At 41.4% G+C, this 15,365-nt stretch carries 17 protein-coding genes; 7 read left to right on the forward strand and 10 right to left on the reverse strand.

Annotated features, from left to right (window positions below; all coding sequences use genetic code 11):
* Positions 1-30: 30 nt before the first annotated feature.
* On the forward strand, positions 31-1,530 hold the full coding sequence (locus EAH55_RS27570; protein ID WP_121812532.1) for a catalase: 1,500 nt from the start codon (positions 31-33) through the stop codon (positions 1,528-1,530).
* 60 nt (positions 1,531-1,590) lie between these two features.
* Here EAH55_RS27570 and EAH55_RS27575 read toward each other — a convergent pair whose 3' ends face one another.
* Both EAH55_RS27575 and EAH55_RS27580 read right to left on the reverse strand, forming a co-directional pair.
* The gene (locus EAH55_RS27575; protein WP_121812533.1) at positions 1,591-2,316 is read right to left on the reverse strand and encodes a LytR/AlgR family response regulator transcription factor; all 726 of its coding nucleotides are present in this window, start codon (positions 2,314-2,316) and stop codon (positions 1,591-1,593) included.
* Positions 2,313-3,365: a sensor histidine kinase gene (locus EAH55_RS27580; protein WP_162997074.1), complete on the reverse strand. Its 1,053-nt coding sequence runs from the start codon at positions 3,363-3,365 to the stop codon at positions 2,313-2,315. Before EAH55_RS27580 ends, EAH55_RS27575 begins: the two co-directional genes overlap by 4 nt.
* A gap of 206 nt (positions 3,366-3,571) precedes the next feature.
* Between EAH55_RS27580 and EAH55_RS27585 the strand changes: the two genes are divergently transcribed.
* Together EAH55_RS27585 and EAH55_RS27590 are read left to right on the forward strand one after the other, a co-directional pair.
* Positions 3,572-4,462: a transglutaminase domain-containing protein gene (locus EAH55_RS27585; protein WP_121812535.1), complete on the forward strand. Its 891-nt coding sequence runs from the start codon at positions 3,572-3,574 to the stop codon at positions 4,460-4,462.
* A 130-nt stretch (positions 4,463-4,592) separates the two neighbouring features.
* The gene (locus EAH55_RS27590; RefSeq protein ID WP_121812536.1) at positions 4,593-6,098 is read left to right on the forward strand and encodes an NAD(P)H-hydrate dehydratase; all 1,506 of its coding nucleotides are present in this window, start codon (positions 4,593-4,595) and stop codon (positions 6,096-6,098) included.
* Between the two features lie 348 nt (positions 6,099-6,446).
* On the opposite strand, the gene EAH55_RS27595 is transcribed toward EAH55_RS27590, so the two are convergent.
* From EAH55_RS27595 to EAH55_RS27620, 6 genes are all read right to left on the reverse strand, one after another.
* Complete coding sequence (locus tag EAH55_RS27595; protein ID WP_121812537.1) at positions 6,447-7,274, reverse strand: anti-sigma factor; 828 nt, start codon at positions 7,272-7,274, stop codon at positions 6,447-6,449.
* A gap of 2 nt (positions 7,275-7,276) precedes the next feature.
* Positions 7,277-7,828, reverse strand: a complete 552-nt coding sequence (locus EAH55_RS27600) for an RNA polymerase sigma factor (RefSeq protein WP_112568891.1) — start codon at positions 7,826-7,828, stop codon at positions 7,277-7,279.
* A gap of 24 nt (positions 7,829-7,852) precedes the next feature.
* Complete coding sequence (gene lipA / locus EAH55_RS27605) at positions 7,853-8,734, reverse strand: lipoyl synthase (RefSeq protein WP_112568889.1); 882 nt, start codon at positions 8,732-8,734, stop codon at positions 7,853-7,855.
* A 149-nt stretch (positions 8,735-8,883) separates the two neighbouring features.
* On the reverse strand, positions 8,884-9,213 hold the full coding sequence (gene ytxJ, locus EAH55_RS27610; RefSeq protein WP_112568887.1) for a bacillithiol system redox-active protein YtxJ: 330 nt from the start codon (positions 9,211-9,213) through the stop codon (positions 8,884-8,886).
* A gap of 231 nt (positions 9,214-9,444) precedes the next feature.
* Complete coding sequence (ribH, locus tag EAH55_RS27615; RefSeq protein ID WP_121812538.1) at positions 9,445-9,939, reverse strand: 6,7-dimethyl-8-ribityllumazine synthase; 495 nt, start codon at positions 9,937-9,939, stop codon at positions 9,445-9,447.
* 165 nt (positions 9,940-10,104) lie between these two features.
* On the reverse strand, positions 10,105-10,782 hold the full coding sequence (locus EAH55_RS27620) for a tetratricopeptide repeat protein (protein ID WP_112568883.1): 678 nt from the start codon (positions 10,780-10,782) through the stop codon (positions 10,105-10,107).
* Positions 10,783-11,020: 238 nt separating this feature from the next.
* On the opposite strand from EAH55_RS27620, the gene recF reads away from it, so the two are divergent.
* On the forward strand, positions 11,021-12,121 hold the full coding sequence (gene recF, locus EAH55_RS27625; protein ID WP_121812539.1) for a DNA replication/repair protein RecF: 1,101 nt from the start codon (positions 11,021-11,023) through the stop codon (positions 12,119-12,121).
* Positions 12,114-12,404 carry a DUF721 domain-containing protein gene (locus tag EAH55_RS27630; protein WP_112568879.1) on the forward strand — a complete coding sequence of 97 codons (291 nt, stop codon included), beginning with the start codon at positions 12,114-12,116 and terminating at the stop codon, positions 12,402-12,404. Before recF ends, EAH55_RS27630 begins: the two co-directional genes overlap by 8 nt.
* On the opposite strand, the gene EAH55_RS27635 is transcribed toward EAH55_RS27630, so the two are convergent.
* Together EAH55_RS27635 and EAH55_RS27640 are read right to left on the reverse strand one after the other, a co-directional pair.
* On the reverse strand, positions 12,391-12,582 hold the full coding sequence (locus tag EAH55_RS27635; RefSeq protein ID WP_112568877.1) for a hypothetical protein: 192 nt from the start codon (positions 12,580-12,582) through the stop codon (positions 12,391-12,393). The two genes, EAH55_RS27630 and EAH55_RS27635, sit on opposite strands and share 14 nt — an antisense overlap.
* A 149-nt stretch (positions 12,583-12,731) precedes the next feature.
* Positions 12,732-13,151: a nucleoside-diphosphate kinase gene (locus EAH55_RS27640; RefSeq protein WP_091220172.1), complete on the reverse strand. Its 420-nt coding sequence runs from the start codon at positions 13,149-13,151 to the stop codon at positions 12,732-12,734.
* Between the two features lie 199 nt (positions 13,152-13,350).
* On the opposite strand from EAH55_RS27640, the gene EAH55_RS27645 reads away from it, so the two are divergent.
* Positions 13,351-14,361, forward strand: coding sequence for a DHH family phosphoesterase (locus EAH55_RS27645; protein WP_121812540.1), 1,011 nt, complete (start codon positions 13,351-13,353; stop codon positions 14,359-14,361).
* Positions 14,362-14,368: 7 nt separating this feature from the next.
* On the forward strand, positions 14,369-15,352 hold the full coding sequence (locus tag EAH55_RS27650; RefSeq protein WP_121812541.1) for an FKBP-type peptidyl-prolyl cis-trans isomerase: 984 nt from the start codon (positions 14,369-14,371) through the stop codon (positions 15,350-15,352).
* Positions 15,353-15,365: the final 13 nt, after the last annotated feature.

Raw genomic sequence — 15,365 nt, forward strand, 5'->3', positions numbered from 1 at the left:
TGAGGTTTGGACTATCAAACGCAACTAAATATGGAAACAAACAAAAAGAAACTAACTACAGCATCGGGCAGGCCTTATGTGGAAGATGAAAACTCTATGACAGCCGGTCCCCGCGGACCTATCCTGTTACAGGATTACATTCTACACGAAAAAATGGCGCACTTCAACCGCGAGAGGATTCCTGAGCGTGTAGTTCATGCCAAAGGTTCCGGGGCCTATGGTACTTTTACAGTTACACACGATATTTCAAAATACACCCGTGCTAAACTATTTAATACTATAGGTAAACAAACCAAATTGTTTCTGCGTTTTTCGACCGTTGGTGGCGAAAAAGGTTCGGCCGATACCGAACGTGACCCACGTGGCTTTGCCATTAAGTTTTATACCGAAGACGGCAACTGGGACCTGGTAGGTAACAATACCCCGGTATTCTTCATAAAAGATCCTAAAAAATTCAGTGATTTTATCCATACCCAAAAACGCGATCCTTACACAAATTGCAAAAGCGCCACTATGGTTTGGGACTTTTGGTCGTTAAACCCTGAAAGCTTACACCAGGTAACTATTTTGATGAGCGACCGTGGTACGCCTTATGGATACCGTCATATGGATGGGTTTGGCAGTCACACCTTCTCGTTCATCAATGCTCAAAATGAGAGATTTTGGGTTAAGTTTCACTTTAAAACCCAGCAGGGCATTAAAAACTTTACCGATGCCGAGGCTGGTGAAATGCGCGGAAAAAATCCTGATTTTGCACAGCATGATCTATTAACAGCTATCGATAATGGCGACTTCCCGAAATGGACGCTGAAAATACAGGTGATGCCTGAAGCTGATGCAAAAACATACCACATTAATCCGTTTGATTTAACCAAAGTATGGCCACACGCAGATTATCCTTTGATTGACGTGGGCGTATTGGAATTAAACGAAAACCCGGATAACTATTTTGCCCATGTGGAACAGGCTGCGTTTGCACCGGCGCATGTTATTGATGGCGTAGGCTACTCGCCGGATAAAATGCTGCAGGGGCGGATCCTTTCATACCCTGACGCTCATCGTTATCGCTTAGGTGGTAATTATGAACAGATTCCGGTTAACAAATGCCCTTACCTGGTAAGCAATTACCAGCGCGACGGCCAGATGGCGGTTAACGGTAATGGCGGATCGAACCCTAACTATTTCCCTAATAGTTTTGACGATATCGAAATTGATCAGAGCTACAAGGAACCGGCCTGGAATTTTGGTAGCCCTGTAGGCGACTGGTATGACCGTAATGCCGAAGGCGAAAATGATCATTATACCCAGCCGGGCAATCTTTACCGCCTGATGGATGCTCAACAGAAAAAAGATTTGATCGCCAACATTGTAAACTCAATGAGTGGTATTGAAGGGCCTAAAAAAGATATGATCATCAACCGCCAGCTTTGTCACTGGTTTAGGGCCGATATCAATTTAGGTATGGCCGTTGCCAAAGGCCTGGAGCTTGACCTGGCCGAAACGATGAAGCAAATGCCTCAAGGTGTTTAACCCCTACAACTTTCGATAAAAGAATGGCTGTCCCCCCAAAGGACAGCCTCTTTTTTGTTATCAATTTTCGGAGCCAAGCTGTTTTAACACTGTTTTTGCATAAGTGTTGCCAATAGTAATAAACCGGCCACCTATCTCAATTTCGCTTGCCGAATAGGATTGAATATGGTTTAACGCAATAATATACGACCGGTGAACACGCATGAAATGGCCGAGCGGCAATTTCTCTTCAAAATAATTGAGGGTTTGGTGGGTAACTATCTTTTTGTCGGTGGTGTGTACCTGCACGTAATCTTTAAGCCCCTCTATAAACAAGATGTCTTTTAGCAACATCCGAACCATTTTTTTATCGGCTTTTACGTAAATAAAAGCCTCTTTTATATCATCATTTACAAAAGGTGTTTGGGTATCTACATTGCCCGATGGATTAGCGAGGTTCTCATATTTCTCAATAGCTTTCAAAAAGCGATCGAACGGAACGGGTTTTAGCAGATAATCAATTACGTTAACTTCAAAACTTTCGAGGGCATATTCCCTGAAGGCTGTTGTTAATATTACCGGCGGCGGATTTTTTATGGAACGAAGCAATTCGAGCCCGCTTAACTGCGGCATTTTTATATCCAGAAAAAGCAGATCGACTTTGTTGTTTTTTAACGCGGTAAAAGTTTCAGCTCCGTTAGCGCATGACGCCACAAGTTTAAGCTGCGGTAATTGGGCAATGTAACGGTCAATAATACCACGGGCCAGTTCTTCATCATCGGCAACTATACAGTTTATTGTTTTCATAGGTCTATTTTGAGTTCAGCCTCAAACGATTCATCGTTTTTTGTAAGGTTAAGGTGATGTTTACCCGGATATAGCAGCTCAAGCCGTTTTTGCACATTGGCCAAACCTATTCCCGGTTTAGGAGGAATTACTTTTGCCACATAGCTGTTTTCTACTTTAAAATAAAGATGGCCATTTAAATAATTCAAATTAATAGTTATCCAACCCGACCCTTCTTCTACACCATGCTTAAACGCGTTTTCGACGAAAGGCAGGAGCAGAAGCGGGGCGATCTTTACATCGGCGTTTACACCGGCGCACTGAAAAGAAATATCAAGCCTGTCGGCAAAGCGGGTTTGCTCAATGCTGATGTAATCTTTTAAATAGTTGATCTCGTTGCTTAATGATACCGTATCACCGGATGTTGAGTAGAGCATGTAATGCATCAATTGTGATAAGCGAAGTACCAGTCCCGGCGCCATGTCTGACTTGTTGAGCGTGAGCGCATACAGGCTGTTAAATGTATTGAATAAAAAGTGCGGGTTGATCTGTGCTTTCAAGAGATTGAGCTCAGCGGTAAATTTCTCTTTTTCTATCTGCCTTAAATGTTTTTCACGCAGTATGTTATCTCTCATAAGCTGAAATACCATAGTGATGGCAAGTATTGTTCCCATTTCAAATGAAAGGCGTGTTATCCGTATTGGGATCCAAAATGTTTTTATTTCCAATTTATATCTGGCCGGGTCATGGACCTGTTCCCATGGTAGTACAAAAAGGTGGGTGAGTAGCCTTGTAAGTACACCGCCGATAGTTATTATTAATAAAAAGAATACGGCATATAAAACATACCTGCGCCTGCGATATAGCCATGGCATTAGCACCAGCAGATTTATATAGGTAATAACTATGGTTAATGGTACCGTAATACCTATAATCTGCGGAGGTAGCTGAAAGCTAAGTTCATCTACATTGTTCCATTTATAGGTTACCGCCTGATACAGTATGTACGCCAGCCAGAATAAACTGTGCCTTATGATGTCTTTATAAAGTATGTGTTTGAATACCGGCATGGTTAAAAATGCTGAATTTTTATTTGTACGGCCAATTTTTTTGCGAGTAACGGATTGAAAACCTTTAACAGGCAATTTATCTCCCTGAAATTAGTTTGTCGTTTAAAATGCCCTTTTGACGGTACACGATTGCCCTTACAGCTAAAAATATAAAAAGCGATGTTTTATGTGTGTTTATTTGTTCAAAATCAACAATTTAAATACAAATGAAAGTTAAATCAGTTATAATTGCCTGCCTGTTGTTTGCAGCCTCAGCGCAAGTTAAAGCACAATCTTACAGGGATTTTGCACACGTAAAGCAACTAAGTAAAAGTGCGCCATATGATAATGCAGGGCATCAGAGTTTTCCCGACTTTACCTATCAATCGCAATTAAGCCCACAACTAATTGGTTTGAGGCAGGCATTTAATCTTGATTCGGTTGCCGGCAAAGGTTCTCAAACCGATAGGGCCATCCGTTTACTAAATTGGTTTCATAACCAGGTACCGCATCAGGACACGCTTAATATTGATTCGCTGAATGCCATGAACGTGATCTCTTTTTATCGCTCGCACAAAGTAGGGCAGGGCTGTTATGTGCTGTCGATAGGGATGAATGATATTTTCTTAGCTATGGGTTTTAAGTCGAGAACGGTTATTTGTTTTTCTGACGCTTATCCTGTAGCACATGGCGGGCATGTGGTTAATGCGCTGTATATCGATTCGCTAAATAAATGGATCTATATCGACCCGCAGGAAAATGCCTATATGAAAGATGAGAAAGGTTTGTTTTTAAGCATAGAAGAAGTAAGGCAACGTATAATTGACGGCCGACCGATCATCTTAAACAGCACGGCTAATTATCACAACATCCCAACAAAAAAGGAAGATTATGTATATACCTTTTTAGCCGAGCATTTATACAGAATGATATGCCCGGTTGTAAGCGAGTACAATTCGCAAACCATTACGCCAGGTAAAGTTTTTACATATGTGGAACTGCTGCCTGTTGGGAGTAAAGATCCCAAAGCCGATAGGTTTGAGACATCGGTTAGTAAAAGGTATAGTGTGATAACCTATCATACAAACAACAGCAACTTGTTTTGGAAGAAGCCTTAAGGAGGTTATATATCATATACCTGTTATTCAAAGAAGCCATCCTGCCGGAATGGCTTCTTTGTTTTCATAATAAAATTATTCACATAAGTTTCCCCGCAAACAAATCTTATAAATCCTTACTTTAGGATATATGCTTCCTTTATTAATTGCTGAACAAATTCGCGAGGGTGATGCTTATACCATTGCTCATGAACCGATATCATCTGTCGACCTGATGGAGCGTGCTTCCAGGGCTTTTGTGGGATGGTTTGCAAATCGTTTCCCCGATAAAAATGAACCCATAACTTTTTATTGCGGAACAGGGAATAACGGGGGGGATGGCTTAGCCATAGCGCGTATTTTATGCGATCATCATTATAATAACCTGCATGTTGTTATAGCCCGTTTTTCTGATAAAGCCTCTGCCGATTTCAATCATAATTTTGAAAGGTTAAAGCAAACCTGCGTAACAATAACCGAACTTGGCAAGGGCGAAGAATTTCCCGTTGATAACAGCCCCGTAATAATTGACGCATTGCTTGGCAGCGGGTTGAACAAGTCCCTTTCCGGCGATTACGAGCGGTTGGTTAATTACATCAATGATCTTGAGCGCACAATTGTTTCGGTTGATGTACCTACAGGCTTTTTTTCCGAAGGGGAGGTGCCCAAAGATACTGTTGCCATAAAGGCCGATTTGGTGATAACCTTTCAGCAGCCCAAGATCAATTTCCTGCTGCCTGAGTCTGCGCCCTATATCAATTGCTGGGAAGCTGTAAATATTGGTATCGACGATAGGTTTGTGCACAGCCTGAAATCACCATACCAGTTTATTGAAGAAAAAGATATCAGGCAAATGCTCAAGCCCCGTCATCGCTTTAGCAATAAAGGTACTTACGGCCATGCCCTAATCGTAGCAGGTCAGGCCAAAACCATGGGGGCAGCCTTGCTGAGTTCATCGGCAGCTGCACATGCGGGAGCCGGGTTAACAACAGCTTGTGTCCCCGAAAGCGGTTTAACAGCGCTTAATAGCTATCAGCCCGAAATAATGGCGATAGTGAGGACCGGCGATGAACTTCCGGAAATTGAATGGGATAAATTCAGTTCAATTGCCGTGGGTCCTGGTTTAGGTAAAGATGTTGATGCTCTGGCATTGTTGAAAGCCATCATCAAAAACTATAAAAAGCCATTAGTTATTGACGCTGATGCCCTGAACCTGCTTGCAGAAAATCAGGAGGTGTTAACTCAATTGCCCGCCGGGAGCGTTTTAACTCCGCACATGAAAGAGTTTGACAGGCTATTTGGCGAACATACCAACTGGTGGCAGCGGCTACAGAAAGCAATAGTTAAGGCAAAAGAACTAAACCTGTGTATCCTGCTGAAAAACGATTATACTATTGTGGCCACACCTAATGGTACAGCTTATTTTAATTCGTCTGGCAATGCTGCAATGGCCAGTGGGGGAATGGGCGATGTGCTTACCGGTATAATAGCCGCGCTACTTGGGCAGAAGTATGCTCCGGAGCAGGCTTGTATTATTGGAGCTTATATTCACGGTAAGGCTGGTGACGAACTGGCGCTGCCTAACCGGATGCATGTTGTTTTGCCGGGTAAACTTATTGCACAATTGCCAATCACCATGGCAAAATTAAGGGCATAAAAAAACGGCCGCAAGTATTATACGCCCGTTTTAATTAACTATTAACTGATCTTATAAAGAACTAAATACTCAAATCTGGGGGTTAGGAATTTTAGGTTTTTTCTCTCGTTTATGTCCTAACTAATCATAAGACGCTTACACGTACTTATTAGTTACAAAAAAACTAATAATTGGTTTTGGTTTTCGTTAAAAATATGTTAAATAATTTATTCCGTGAACTTTAGGTTTACACGAAATATAACTACTAACGGATAAAAAACAAAAAGCTTACATCGTTTTCGGAATAAATCTGAAAAAAATGTAAGCTTTTTTATTTATGAGCAACCTAAAAGGCGGCTATTTATGGTTTTAGTATTTGCCAAGTACTACCATTTCTGATAGTGTTGGGCTTGCGCTACCGCCTCTTGGCTCAAGTGTTACAGCAAATGCATCAGCTGCGGCTATTGCTTTCATGTTCTTGAAGCCGCTTGAATCAGCTGTAGCATCAAATACACCCAGGTCAACCGGTTTGCCGCCCACCAGTGCCCAAAGCTGGTATTGATGAGTTTGATCATTTGCGGGCAGTTTTAGGCCTTCCATATCAATAACTACTTTTTGTTTAGATGGACTAAAGGCTACAGTCATTATTGATTCAGGCGATTTTGCAGTACCTCTTAAGTGTATCAATTTGTATGATGTATCTCTTAATAGGTTCAGTTCACTATCCTTAGCGCTAACTGTATTGCTAAAATGCTGATTTTGCGCCTGCATGGCACTTAACTGGGTATTGGTGTCGTTAAGGCGGGTATAAAGATTATATAAAGCTATGGCGCTTGCCAATAATAAAGCAAGGCAAGCTGCAAATGCGTATTTATAAAAGTTGGTTCCTTTATCGGCGTTAGGTTGCATGGCTACAACATTTTCATGTTGTACGTGGGTGGGCGTCGGAAAGTTGTTATCGTCGCCAAAATTTGTTAGCAGGCTTCCTAACACACGGTTACGTAATTGTTCAGATGGTTCTATCGCGTTTTCTTCAGCATATAATTCTATTGACCGCTCAATTTCATCCAGCTCAGCCTTAATAGCCGGATGCTTTGAAGCCATCTCTTCAACTTGTAACCTTTCGGCCGGGGTAACATCCCCCAGAACGTAAAGTTCCAGTATCCCTGATTCAATATATGCTTTTAAATCTTCCACTTTCAATTAAAATGTTTTCTGAGTTCCAGGATAGCCATTCGTAACCGGGTTTTAATGGTTCCAAGTGGCATGCCTAACTCTTCGGCGGCCTCCACATGGGTATAACCCTTAAAATACACCAGCTCTATAATTAGCTTTTGTTCGGGTTTTAGTGTTTGCACTAAATCCTTAACGCCCATTAACTCAGGTTTGTAAACTGTGTTCCTTTGCTCGTCAATGAAAGTTACGTTATTTTCAATCTCCTGGTTTTTGTTTTGGTTCTTAAAATCTTTCGATCTGATCTTATCGATCGCAAGGTTGCGCGCGATATTAACCATCCAGGTAAATAAACGGCCTTTTTCAGTACTGTAGCTTGAAAAGGAATGCCAGATTTTTACAAAAGTTTCCTGTAAAACATCTTCGGCTATAGCGGTGTCATTTATAATGCGTGATATTACCCCGAATAACGAGGCCGAATACATATCATATAGCGCTTCTACGGCAATTTTTTCCCGGTGCTGTAATGACAGCACCAGTTCTTCTTCCGACAGCGATATTTTTCGTTTTTTACTCAACTTGGTGAAGATATAAAGGAATTATCACATTTCAAACAGATGTTTTTCAGCGTGATAAGATGAGCGTACCAATGGTCCGCTTTCTACATATCTAAAACCCTTATCAAGTCCAAATTGTTTGTAACGGGCAAACTGATCTGGGTGGATCCAGTCAATTACCGGGTGATGGTTGCGGGTTGGCTGTAAGTATTGGCCTAATGTAAGTATGTGTACGCCGGCTGCAAGTAAATCGTCCATAGCTTCCAGAACATCTTCTTCAGTTTCGCCCAGGCCAAGCATAATGCCCGATTTGGTGCGCAGGCCAGCTTCTGAAATATGTTTTAATGCTTCAAGGCTACGATCATATTTTGCCTGGATGCGTACCTCTTTGGTGAGGCGCCTTACAGTTTCCAGGTTATGAGATACCACTTCAGGTCTGGTTTCCAAAACGCGGGCAAGGTTATCCCAGTTACCTTTAAAATCGGGCAGCAGGGTTTCTAAAGTAGTTTCCGGGCTTTCGCGGCGGATAGCGTTAATGGTTTCGGCCCAGATAATGGAACCACCATCTTTTAAATCGTCGCGATCTACCGAGGTAATAACGCAATGTTTTACCTGCATCAGTTTTACTGAAGTAGCTACGCGGTTTGGCTCATCAACATCAACTGCCAATGGCCTGCCTGTCGCTACAGCACAAAACGAACACGAGCGGGTACAAATATTACCAAGGATCATAAAAGTAGCAGTACCGGCTCCCCAGCACTCGCCCATATTAGGGCAGTTACCACTTTCGCATATAGTGTGCAGCTTGTGGGTATCAACAAGGCTGCGTACGTGAGCATATTCTTTTCCTGTAGGAAGTTTAACCCTAAGCCAATCGGGCTTACGCACAGGCTGGCTAACAGCAGGAACTACCGGCAATTCAATCATAGTGCAAATGTAGTTAAATATTTAGTTGATGGGGAATGGTTCATAGTTCATAGTGGCAGCAAATGACTGCAAAATGATCATTTGCTGTAACGTACTAACACTAACATTTTATGAACCCATGAACCATGAACTATGATCCATGAACAATATTAATTCAATACTTCTAAAGTTTCATCAACGGAGATACCGCTGTGCGATTGGTCAAGAATGCATTCGCCGTTTTTGATGAGTAGTACTTGCGGCGATTCATGATGTACCTGAAACAACTGTGCTACCTGGTTTGACAGGTCGCGGTGTTTGATCAGGTCTAAAAAATAGAGGGGCATATTTTCGGGAAGATTATCCCAGTCAAGCTCAAATCGCCTTTTTGCCATCATGCTGATGGAACAGCGTGTGCTGTGTTTAAATATAAGGCTATAGCCTTCCTGCTGTTTGATCTGCATAAGCTGATCGGCCGTCTCCAACGAAATCCAGTTCATATTATTATTAATAGTTAAAATGCTATAACGTAATTATAACACAAAAACTCTGCAATGTGTTTAAACAGGTTTAAAAATGACAATTAACTGTTAACGACCTGTTTTAGGATATGAACCGTAAGCAGGGCACAATTTGTTTGAGCAGGATGATACTGTTGCAATTGCCGCCGCTATAAGTGCTATGTAAACTAATTTTTTCATGTTGAGCTAAATTAACTGCTTTAACGAGTGTTAACTGTTTAATGTTTCGGCAAGTGCAGCCATTTTGATAGCGGTGATAGCCGCTTCATCGCCTTTATTGCCATGTTTGCCACCTGCCCGGTCAATAGCCTGTTGCTGATTGTCGGTGGTTAATACACCAAATATAACAGGTTTTGAATATTTTATAGATACATTACTTACGCCGTGTGCTACCGCGTCGCAAATAAAATCAAAATGTCTTGTTTCGCCCTGTATTACACAGCCCAGGCAAATCACCGCGTCAAGGTTTCCTTTTTGCAATAACAGGTCGGCTCCTGAGGTAAGCTCAAAGCTGCCCGGTACCTGGTATGAAAAAATGTTTTCGGCTAATGCCCCATTGTTTACCAGGCTTTGGTATGCGCCCTGGTAAAGTGCATTGGTAATTTCGGCGTTCCACTCGGCTACAACAATGCCAAAGCGATACGGTGCTGCCGAAGGTATTTCGGTATTTGAAAAGTCGGAAAGGTTTTTAAGCTGTGTAGCCATTTTGATTTCGGATATTTTGATTTCGAATTTCGGAGCTTCGATTTCGGATTTGCTAAGCGCTGTGATTGACGATTAAAATCTGCTTATAAAAAAAATCGATTCCGGATTTAAAGGTATTTAACTACCTGATAAATCCGAAATCGAAATTCTCAAATCCGAAATAAATTATTGTTTTGCTTCAGCGCGTGCTATATACTCGTCGATATTTTGAGCTTCAGCACTTTCAGGATATTCATTTTTTATCCTTTTATAAGCGTCGGCAGCTTCTTTGTTATTTTTTTGAGCCTCGTAAGTTAAACCTAACTTTTTAAGGTAAAGTGGCGATAAGAATTTGTTTTTTGCCTTGTCAACCGCTTTGCTGAAATAAGTTTCTGCTTTTTCGTAGTCTTTCAACTCTACGTAAGCATCACCGGTGCTGCCGAAAGCCTCGGCTGCAATCATGTTGTCGTCACCACGATAGTTAGTCAGGTTGTCAACGGCTTTGCGGTAATCACCTTTATTTAAATACGCTGTACCCAGGTAAAAATAAGCCAGGTTAGCAGCTTTAGTGTTGCTGTAATCGCTGATGATTTTTTCAAAACCAGGGAAACCGGCATCGCCTTTAATGGCTTTGTCCCAGTTTTTTTGCTGCCAGAACTCTTGTGCTTTATACATTTGGTTAGCGGCAGTAACTTCACGCGGACCTAAGTATAATTTAATGTAAATAAAATAGATAGCAATAAGGGCGACGATAGCCCCTACAATAAACAGTAAGCTTTTTTGGTTCTCGCGTACAAAATTGCCACTCTGACCAAAATTGTTTTCTGGTGCTGCAACTTTGGTGTTCGCCTGGGTTTTTGACATTGTTGTTCTAAAATTAAGTTTGCAAAAATACGGTTTTCAAATTTACTGGCAATACCTTTTGTATTAAATCTTTAAAGAGGATGGTTCATGGTTGATAGTTCATGGTTCATAGCCGCTGCAGGTAGTTTTTTCAGGTGTTTGATGAGGCTGATTTGTGCCCGTAGATTCTACTAATGACTATGAACTATCAACCATGAACCATCAACCACTCACCAAAAAACACTAACTTTGCCATCCCATGCACCTTCAGCAACTATCAGTTATCAATTTTAAAAATTACGATGAAGTCGAACTGGTTTTCAGCGATGGGGTTAATGCTTTTACGGGTAACAACGGGGCTGGCAAAACCAATTTGCTTGATGCTATTCATTACCTTTCGTTATGTAAAAGTTACTTTAACCCAATTGATAGTCAGCAGATAAAGCAAGGGGCCGATTTTTTTATTGTTACCGGGGTGTTTAATAAAAATGATCAGCCCGAAGCTGTGGCCTGTTCGGTGAAACGAAACCAGAAAAAGCAGTTTAAGCGCAATAAGAAGGATTATCAGCGCCTGGCCGATCATATCGGGCTGCTGCCGCTGGTAATGATCTCGCCAAATGATACCAGTATTATAACAGAAGGGAGCGAGGAGCGCCGCAAGTTTATCGATAATGTGATATCGCAAACAGATAACCATTATCTGGATGAGCTGATCACCTATAATAAGATCCTCACCAACCGTAACGCGCTGTTAAAGCAGGTAAACGAAACCGGGCGTTATGACGGGGGGTTGTTTGAAGTAATTGATGAGCAGCTAACAGATTCGGGCATGCGTATTTTTGAAAGGCGCCGTGCCTTTATGGATACCTTTGTACCGGTATTTAATAAGCACTATGATTTTTTGAGCGATAATGCCGAAAGGGTCGAACTCATCTATGAATCACAATTGCTTACAGATAGTTTTGATAATTTATTAAAGAGAAGTTTTGATAGGGATAAAGCGCTGGAGCGAACTACCGCCGGCATTCATAAAGACGATCTGCAGTTTAATATTCACGGCATGGCCATGAAAAAATTTGGATCGCAGGGGCAGCAGAAGTCATTTTTAATTGCGCTGAAACTTGCACAGTACAGCTTTCTGCATCAGCAAAAAGGTTTTAAACCTTTGCTTTTGCTTGATGATATTTTTGACAAACTGGATGACGGACGTGTTACCAAATTGATGCAGATGGTATCGAACAATGATTTTGGCCAGGTTTTTATAACCGATACCGGGGTTGAGCGTGTTGAAAGCGTTTTTAATAAAATAGGAGTACCCGTTAAATTATTTAAAGTTAAGGGAGGAGCGATTGATGCGTAAAACAAATGATAAAACACTGAAAGAGGCTATTGAGCAAATGCTTAATGTGTACAAGATCAAAAGACGTTTTGATGAAACCGGTGTTGTTACGGCCTGGCCTGACCTGGTAGGTAAATCGGTAGCCAATCGTACCAAGGAATTATTTGTTCGGGATAAGAAATTATTCCTGAGGATTGAATCGTCGGTAATAAAAAACGAACTGATGCTGATGCGCAGTCAGATCATCGAGAAAATAAATAACGAAGCTAAAAGTATTATTGTAGAAGAGATTATCTTCCTCTAACCATACCGTGGTGCTTTAGCTTAATATCATCGGTAAGCTTTGAGTAAGCAAGGATGAACAAGCCCGGAATTGTAAAAGCAAGTTGTGCTTCAGGGTGAGTTTTATAAAGCAGTATCGAACCGATAACTAAAAGTACCAGCACCAGTACGTAAAATATGTATTTGAATAACGGCTTCATCTTGTTCGATATTTCTTGGTTCGTCTAAATGTAATAATGTTCAGGTAGTGAATGTAAAGTTAAAAAAAATGTAACCATACTTCCAAGAAAAACGTAAACATTTCGGGTGCAACCCGCTGATTGCCTGATTGCACCCGAAATAAGGCTAATTAAAACCTTTCAAAAGCCGAGAAAAAGAAGTTTCCTTCAATGTCTGCGTTCTCGTCAGAGTCTGAACCGTGAACGGCATTTTCACCAATTGACCTTGCATACAGGTTACGGATAGTACCTTCAGCAGCATCCGCAGGGTTAGTAGCACCAATTAATGTACGGAATTCGGTAATAGCGTTATCTTTTTCAAGAATAGCCGCTACGATAGGGCCTGATGACATAAATTCAACCAGTCCGGCATAAAAAGGACGCTCTTTATGCACTTCGTAAAACTGTCCGGCTTTTTCTGCAGATAGTTTAGTGTATTTAAGGGCTACAATTTTAAAACCATTTTTGGTAATAATATCTAAAATAGCACCGATGTGGCCGTCTGCAACTGCATCTGGCTTTATCATTGTAAACGTTCTGTTAGTTTTCATTGAAATAATTGTTTCTTTTTTTGGTTATTAATAGACTAAAAGCCTTTGTTGGGTTAATTTTAAACAACACTTACGCGGTTATTTAAAATTTGCCGCAAAAATAGGCTTTTGTAACTGTATCATAAAGCTTTTTGAATTAAATTAGATGGTTTGTATTTCATTTATTTATTTAGCTTTGCAACTCTTTTTTTAAGAATTGATGTTAGATTTAGCTTCGCTTACTGACCTTTTAACGCAACCTCAAAAGATAGTAATCACTACCCATCATAAACCTGATGGTGATGCTATGGGATCGTCATTAGGCTTATATAATTATTTAATACAGCAGGGCCATCATGCCAGGGTTATTGCCCCTACAGATTATCCTGACTTTTTAAGCTGGTTGCCTGGTAACGAGAACGTTATTGTCTATACCGAGCACCGCGAAGAGGCTGCCGCCCTGATAGCCGATGCCAAGCTGATATTTTGCCTTGACTTTAATGCCCTGAGCCGTATCAATGATATGGGCGAACTGGTTGCCGAAAGCAGCGCTTATAAGATCATGATCGACCATCACCTGGAACCGGCTGATTTTGACGATTATAGGCACTGGGATATCAATGCCTGCGCTACCGCGCAACTGGTGTATGATTTTATCGTAAATGAACTTCACCATAAAGAACTTGTAAATAAGGATGTAGCTACGTGCCTTTACACAGGCATCATGACCGATTCTGCATCGTTTAGGCTTCCTAATACTACGTCCGGGGTTCACCGCATTGTTGCCGACCTGATTGACGCGGGTGCCGTTAACTGGCGCATTCATGAGCTGGTTTATAATAGCGCGTCTGAAAACAGGTTACGCTTTTTAGGGCATTGCCTGGCGAATTGCCTGGAGGTATTACCAGAATTTAATACCGCTATCATTGCCGTGAGTAAACAGGACCTTCAGCGTTTTGACGTTGAAACCGGCGATACCGAAGGCGTTGTGAATTATGCGCTATCAATGGCAAATGTGCGATTGGCTGCTTTTATAGTTGAACGTACCGATAGGGTGAAACTTTCTTTGCGCTCAAAAGGCGAATTTCCAGCTAATGAAATTTGCAAAAAATACTTTAACGGCGGTGGGCACCGCAATGCGGCGGGCGGTCATTCAGATGATACCCTCGAGCACGTTATCCAACAGTTTAAACAAATTTTACCTGAATATAAAAAACTATTAATACAGTAAAAAAGTAATGATGAAAAGAAAACTGATGTTTCTGTCACTTGCGGCTATAGGATTTGCAAGTTGCAACGGTGGGTTTAAGCAGGGCGATGGCGGCTTGCTTTACAACATCCACACTTCAAAAGGCAATCCTAAAGTTAAGGAAGGTGACTTTATGACACTGAACATGATCCTTAAAACCGATAAAGATTCAATTATCAACAATTCTTATGATAATGGCCAGCCTATCCCAACGCTGATGCCTAAATCACAGATGAAAGGTGATATTGTTTCTGGTTTGGCATTGTTGGGTGAAGGGGATAGTGCTACATTCAAAATAGCTGCCGATTCGGTATTTAAAGGTGGCCAGCAACGTCCTCCGGGCTTTAAAGGCAAATACCTCGTTTATACTATCAAAATAGAGAAAGTTATTGCTAAAGGTGCTCTTAACGAGCAGGTTTTCCGTGACCGTGTTACCCAATACATGAAAGGCCAGACCGATGCCCTTAAAGGCAAAGAGCCTGCAAAAATTCAAGGTTACTTAGATGCTCATAAAGATCTGAAATTCACCAAAACCGCGTCTGGCTTAAACTATGCTGTTACTACACCGGGTGCCGGTGCAAACGCTGCTGTAGGTGATACCGCAGTAATTAACTATACTTTAAGGCTTGTTACCGGTAAGGTTTTAGAAACCAGCTCTAAAGAAGTTGCTGTTAAAGAAAAAATGCAAATCAACCCGATGAACCCTTACCAGCCAATCCGCATCCCGGTAGGTGAAGGTAAAGTGATCAAAGGCTGGGACGAAGCTTTCCAATTGTTTAACAAAGGCACTAAAGCTGTATTGGTTGTTCCTTCATCATTAGGTTATGGTGACCAGGGTAGCCCGCAAATGCAGCCTTATACACCGCTTGTGTTTGAAGTTGAACTTGTAAATATTGTTCACCCAAATCCAAACGCGCCGAAACCGGTTATGCCGCAAATGCAAATGCCAACGCCAACTCCGGCAACAAAATAATTATACTATCTTA

The sequence above is a fragment of the Mucilaginibacter kameinonensis genome, assembly GCF_003675385.1.
Taxonomy (GTDB): Bacteria; Bacteroidota; Bacteroidia; order Sphingobacteriales; family Sphingobacteriaceae; genus Mucilaginibacter; species Mucilaginibacter kameinonensis.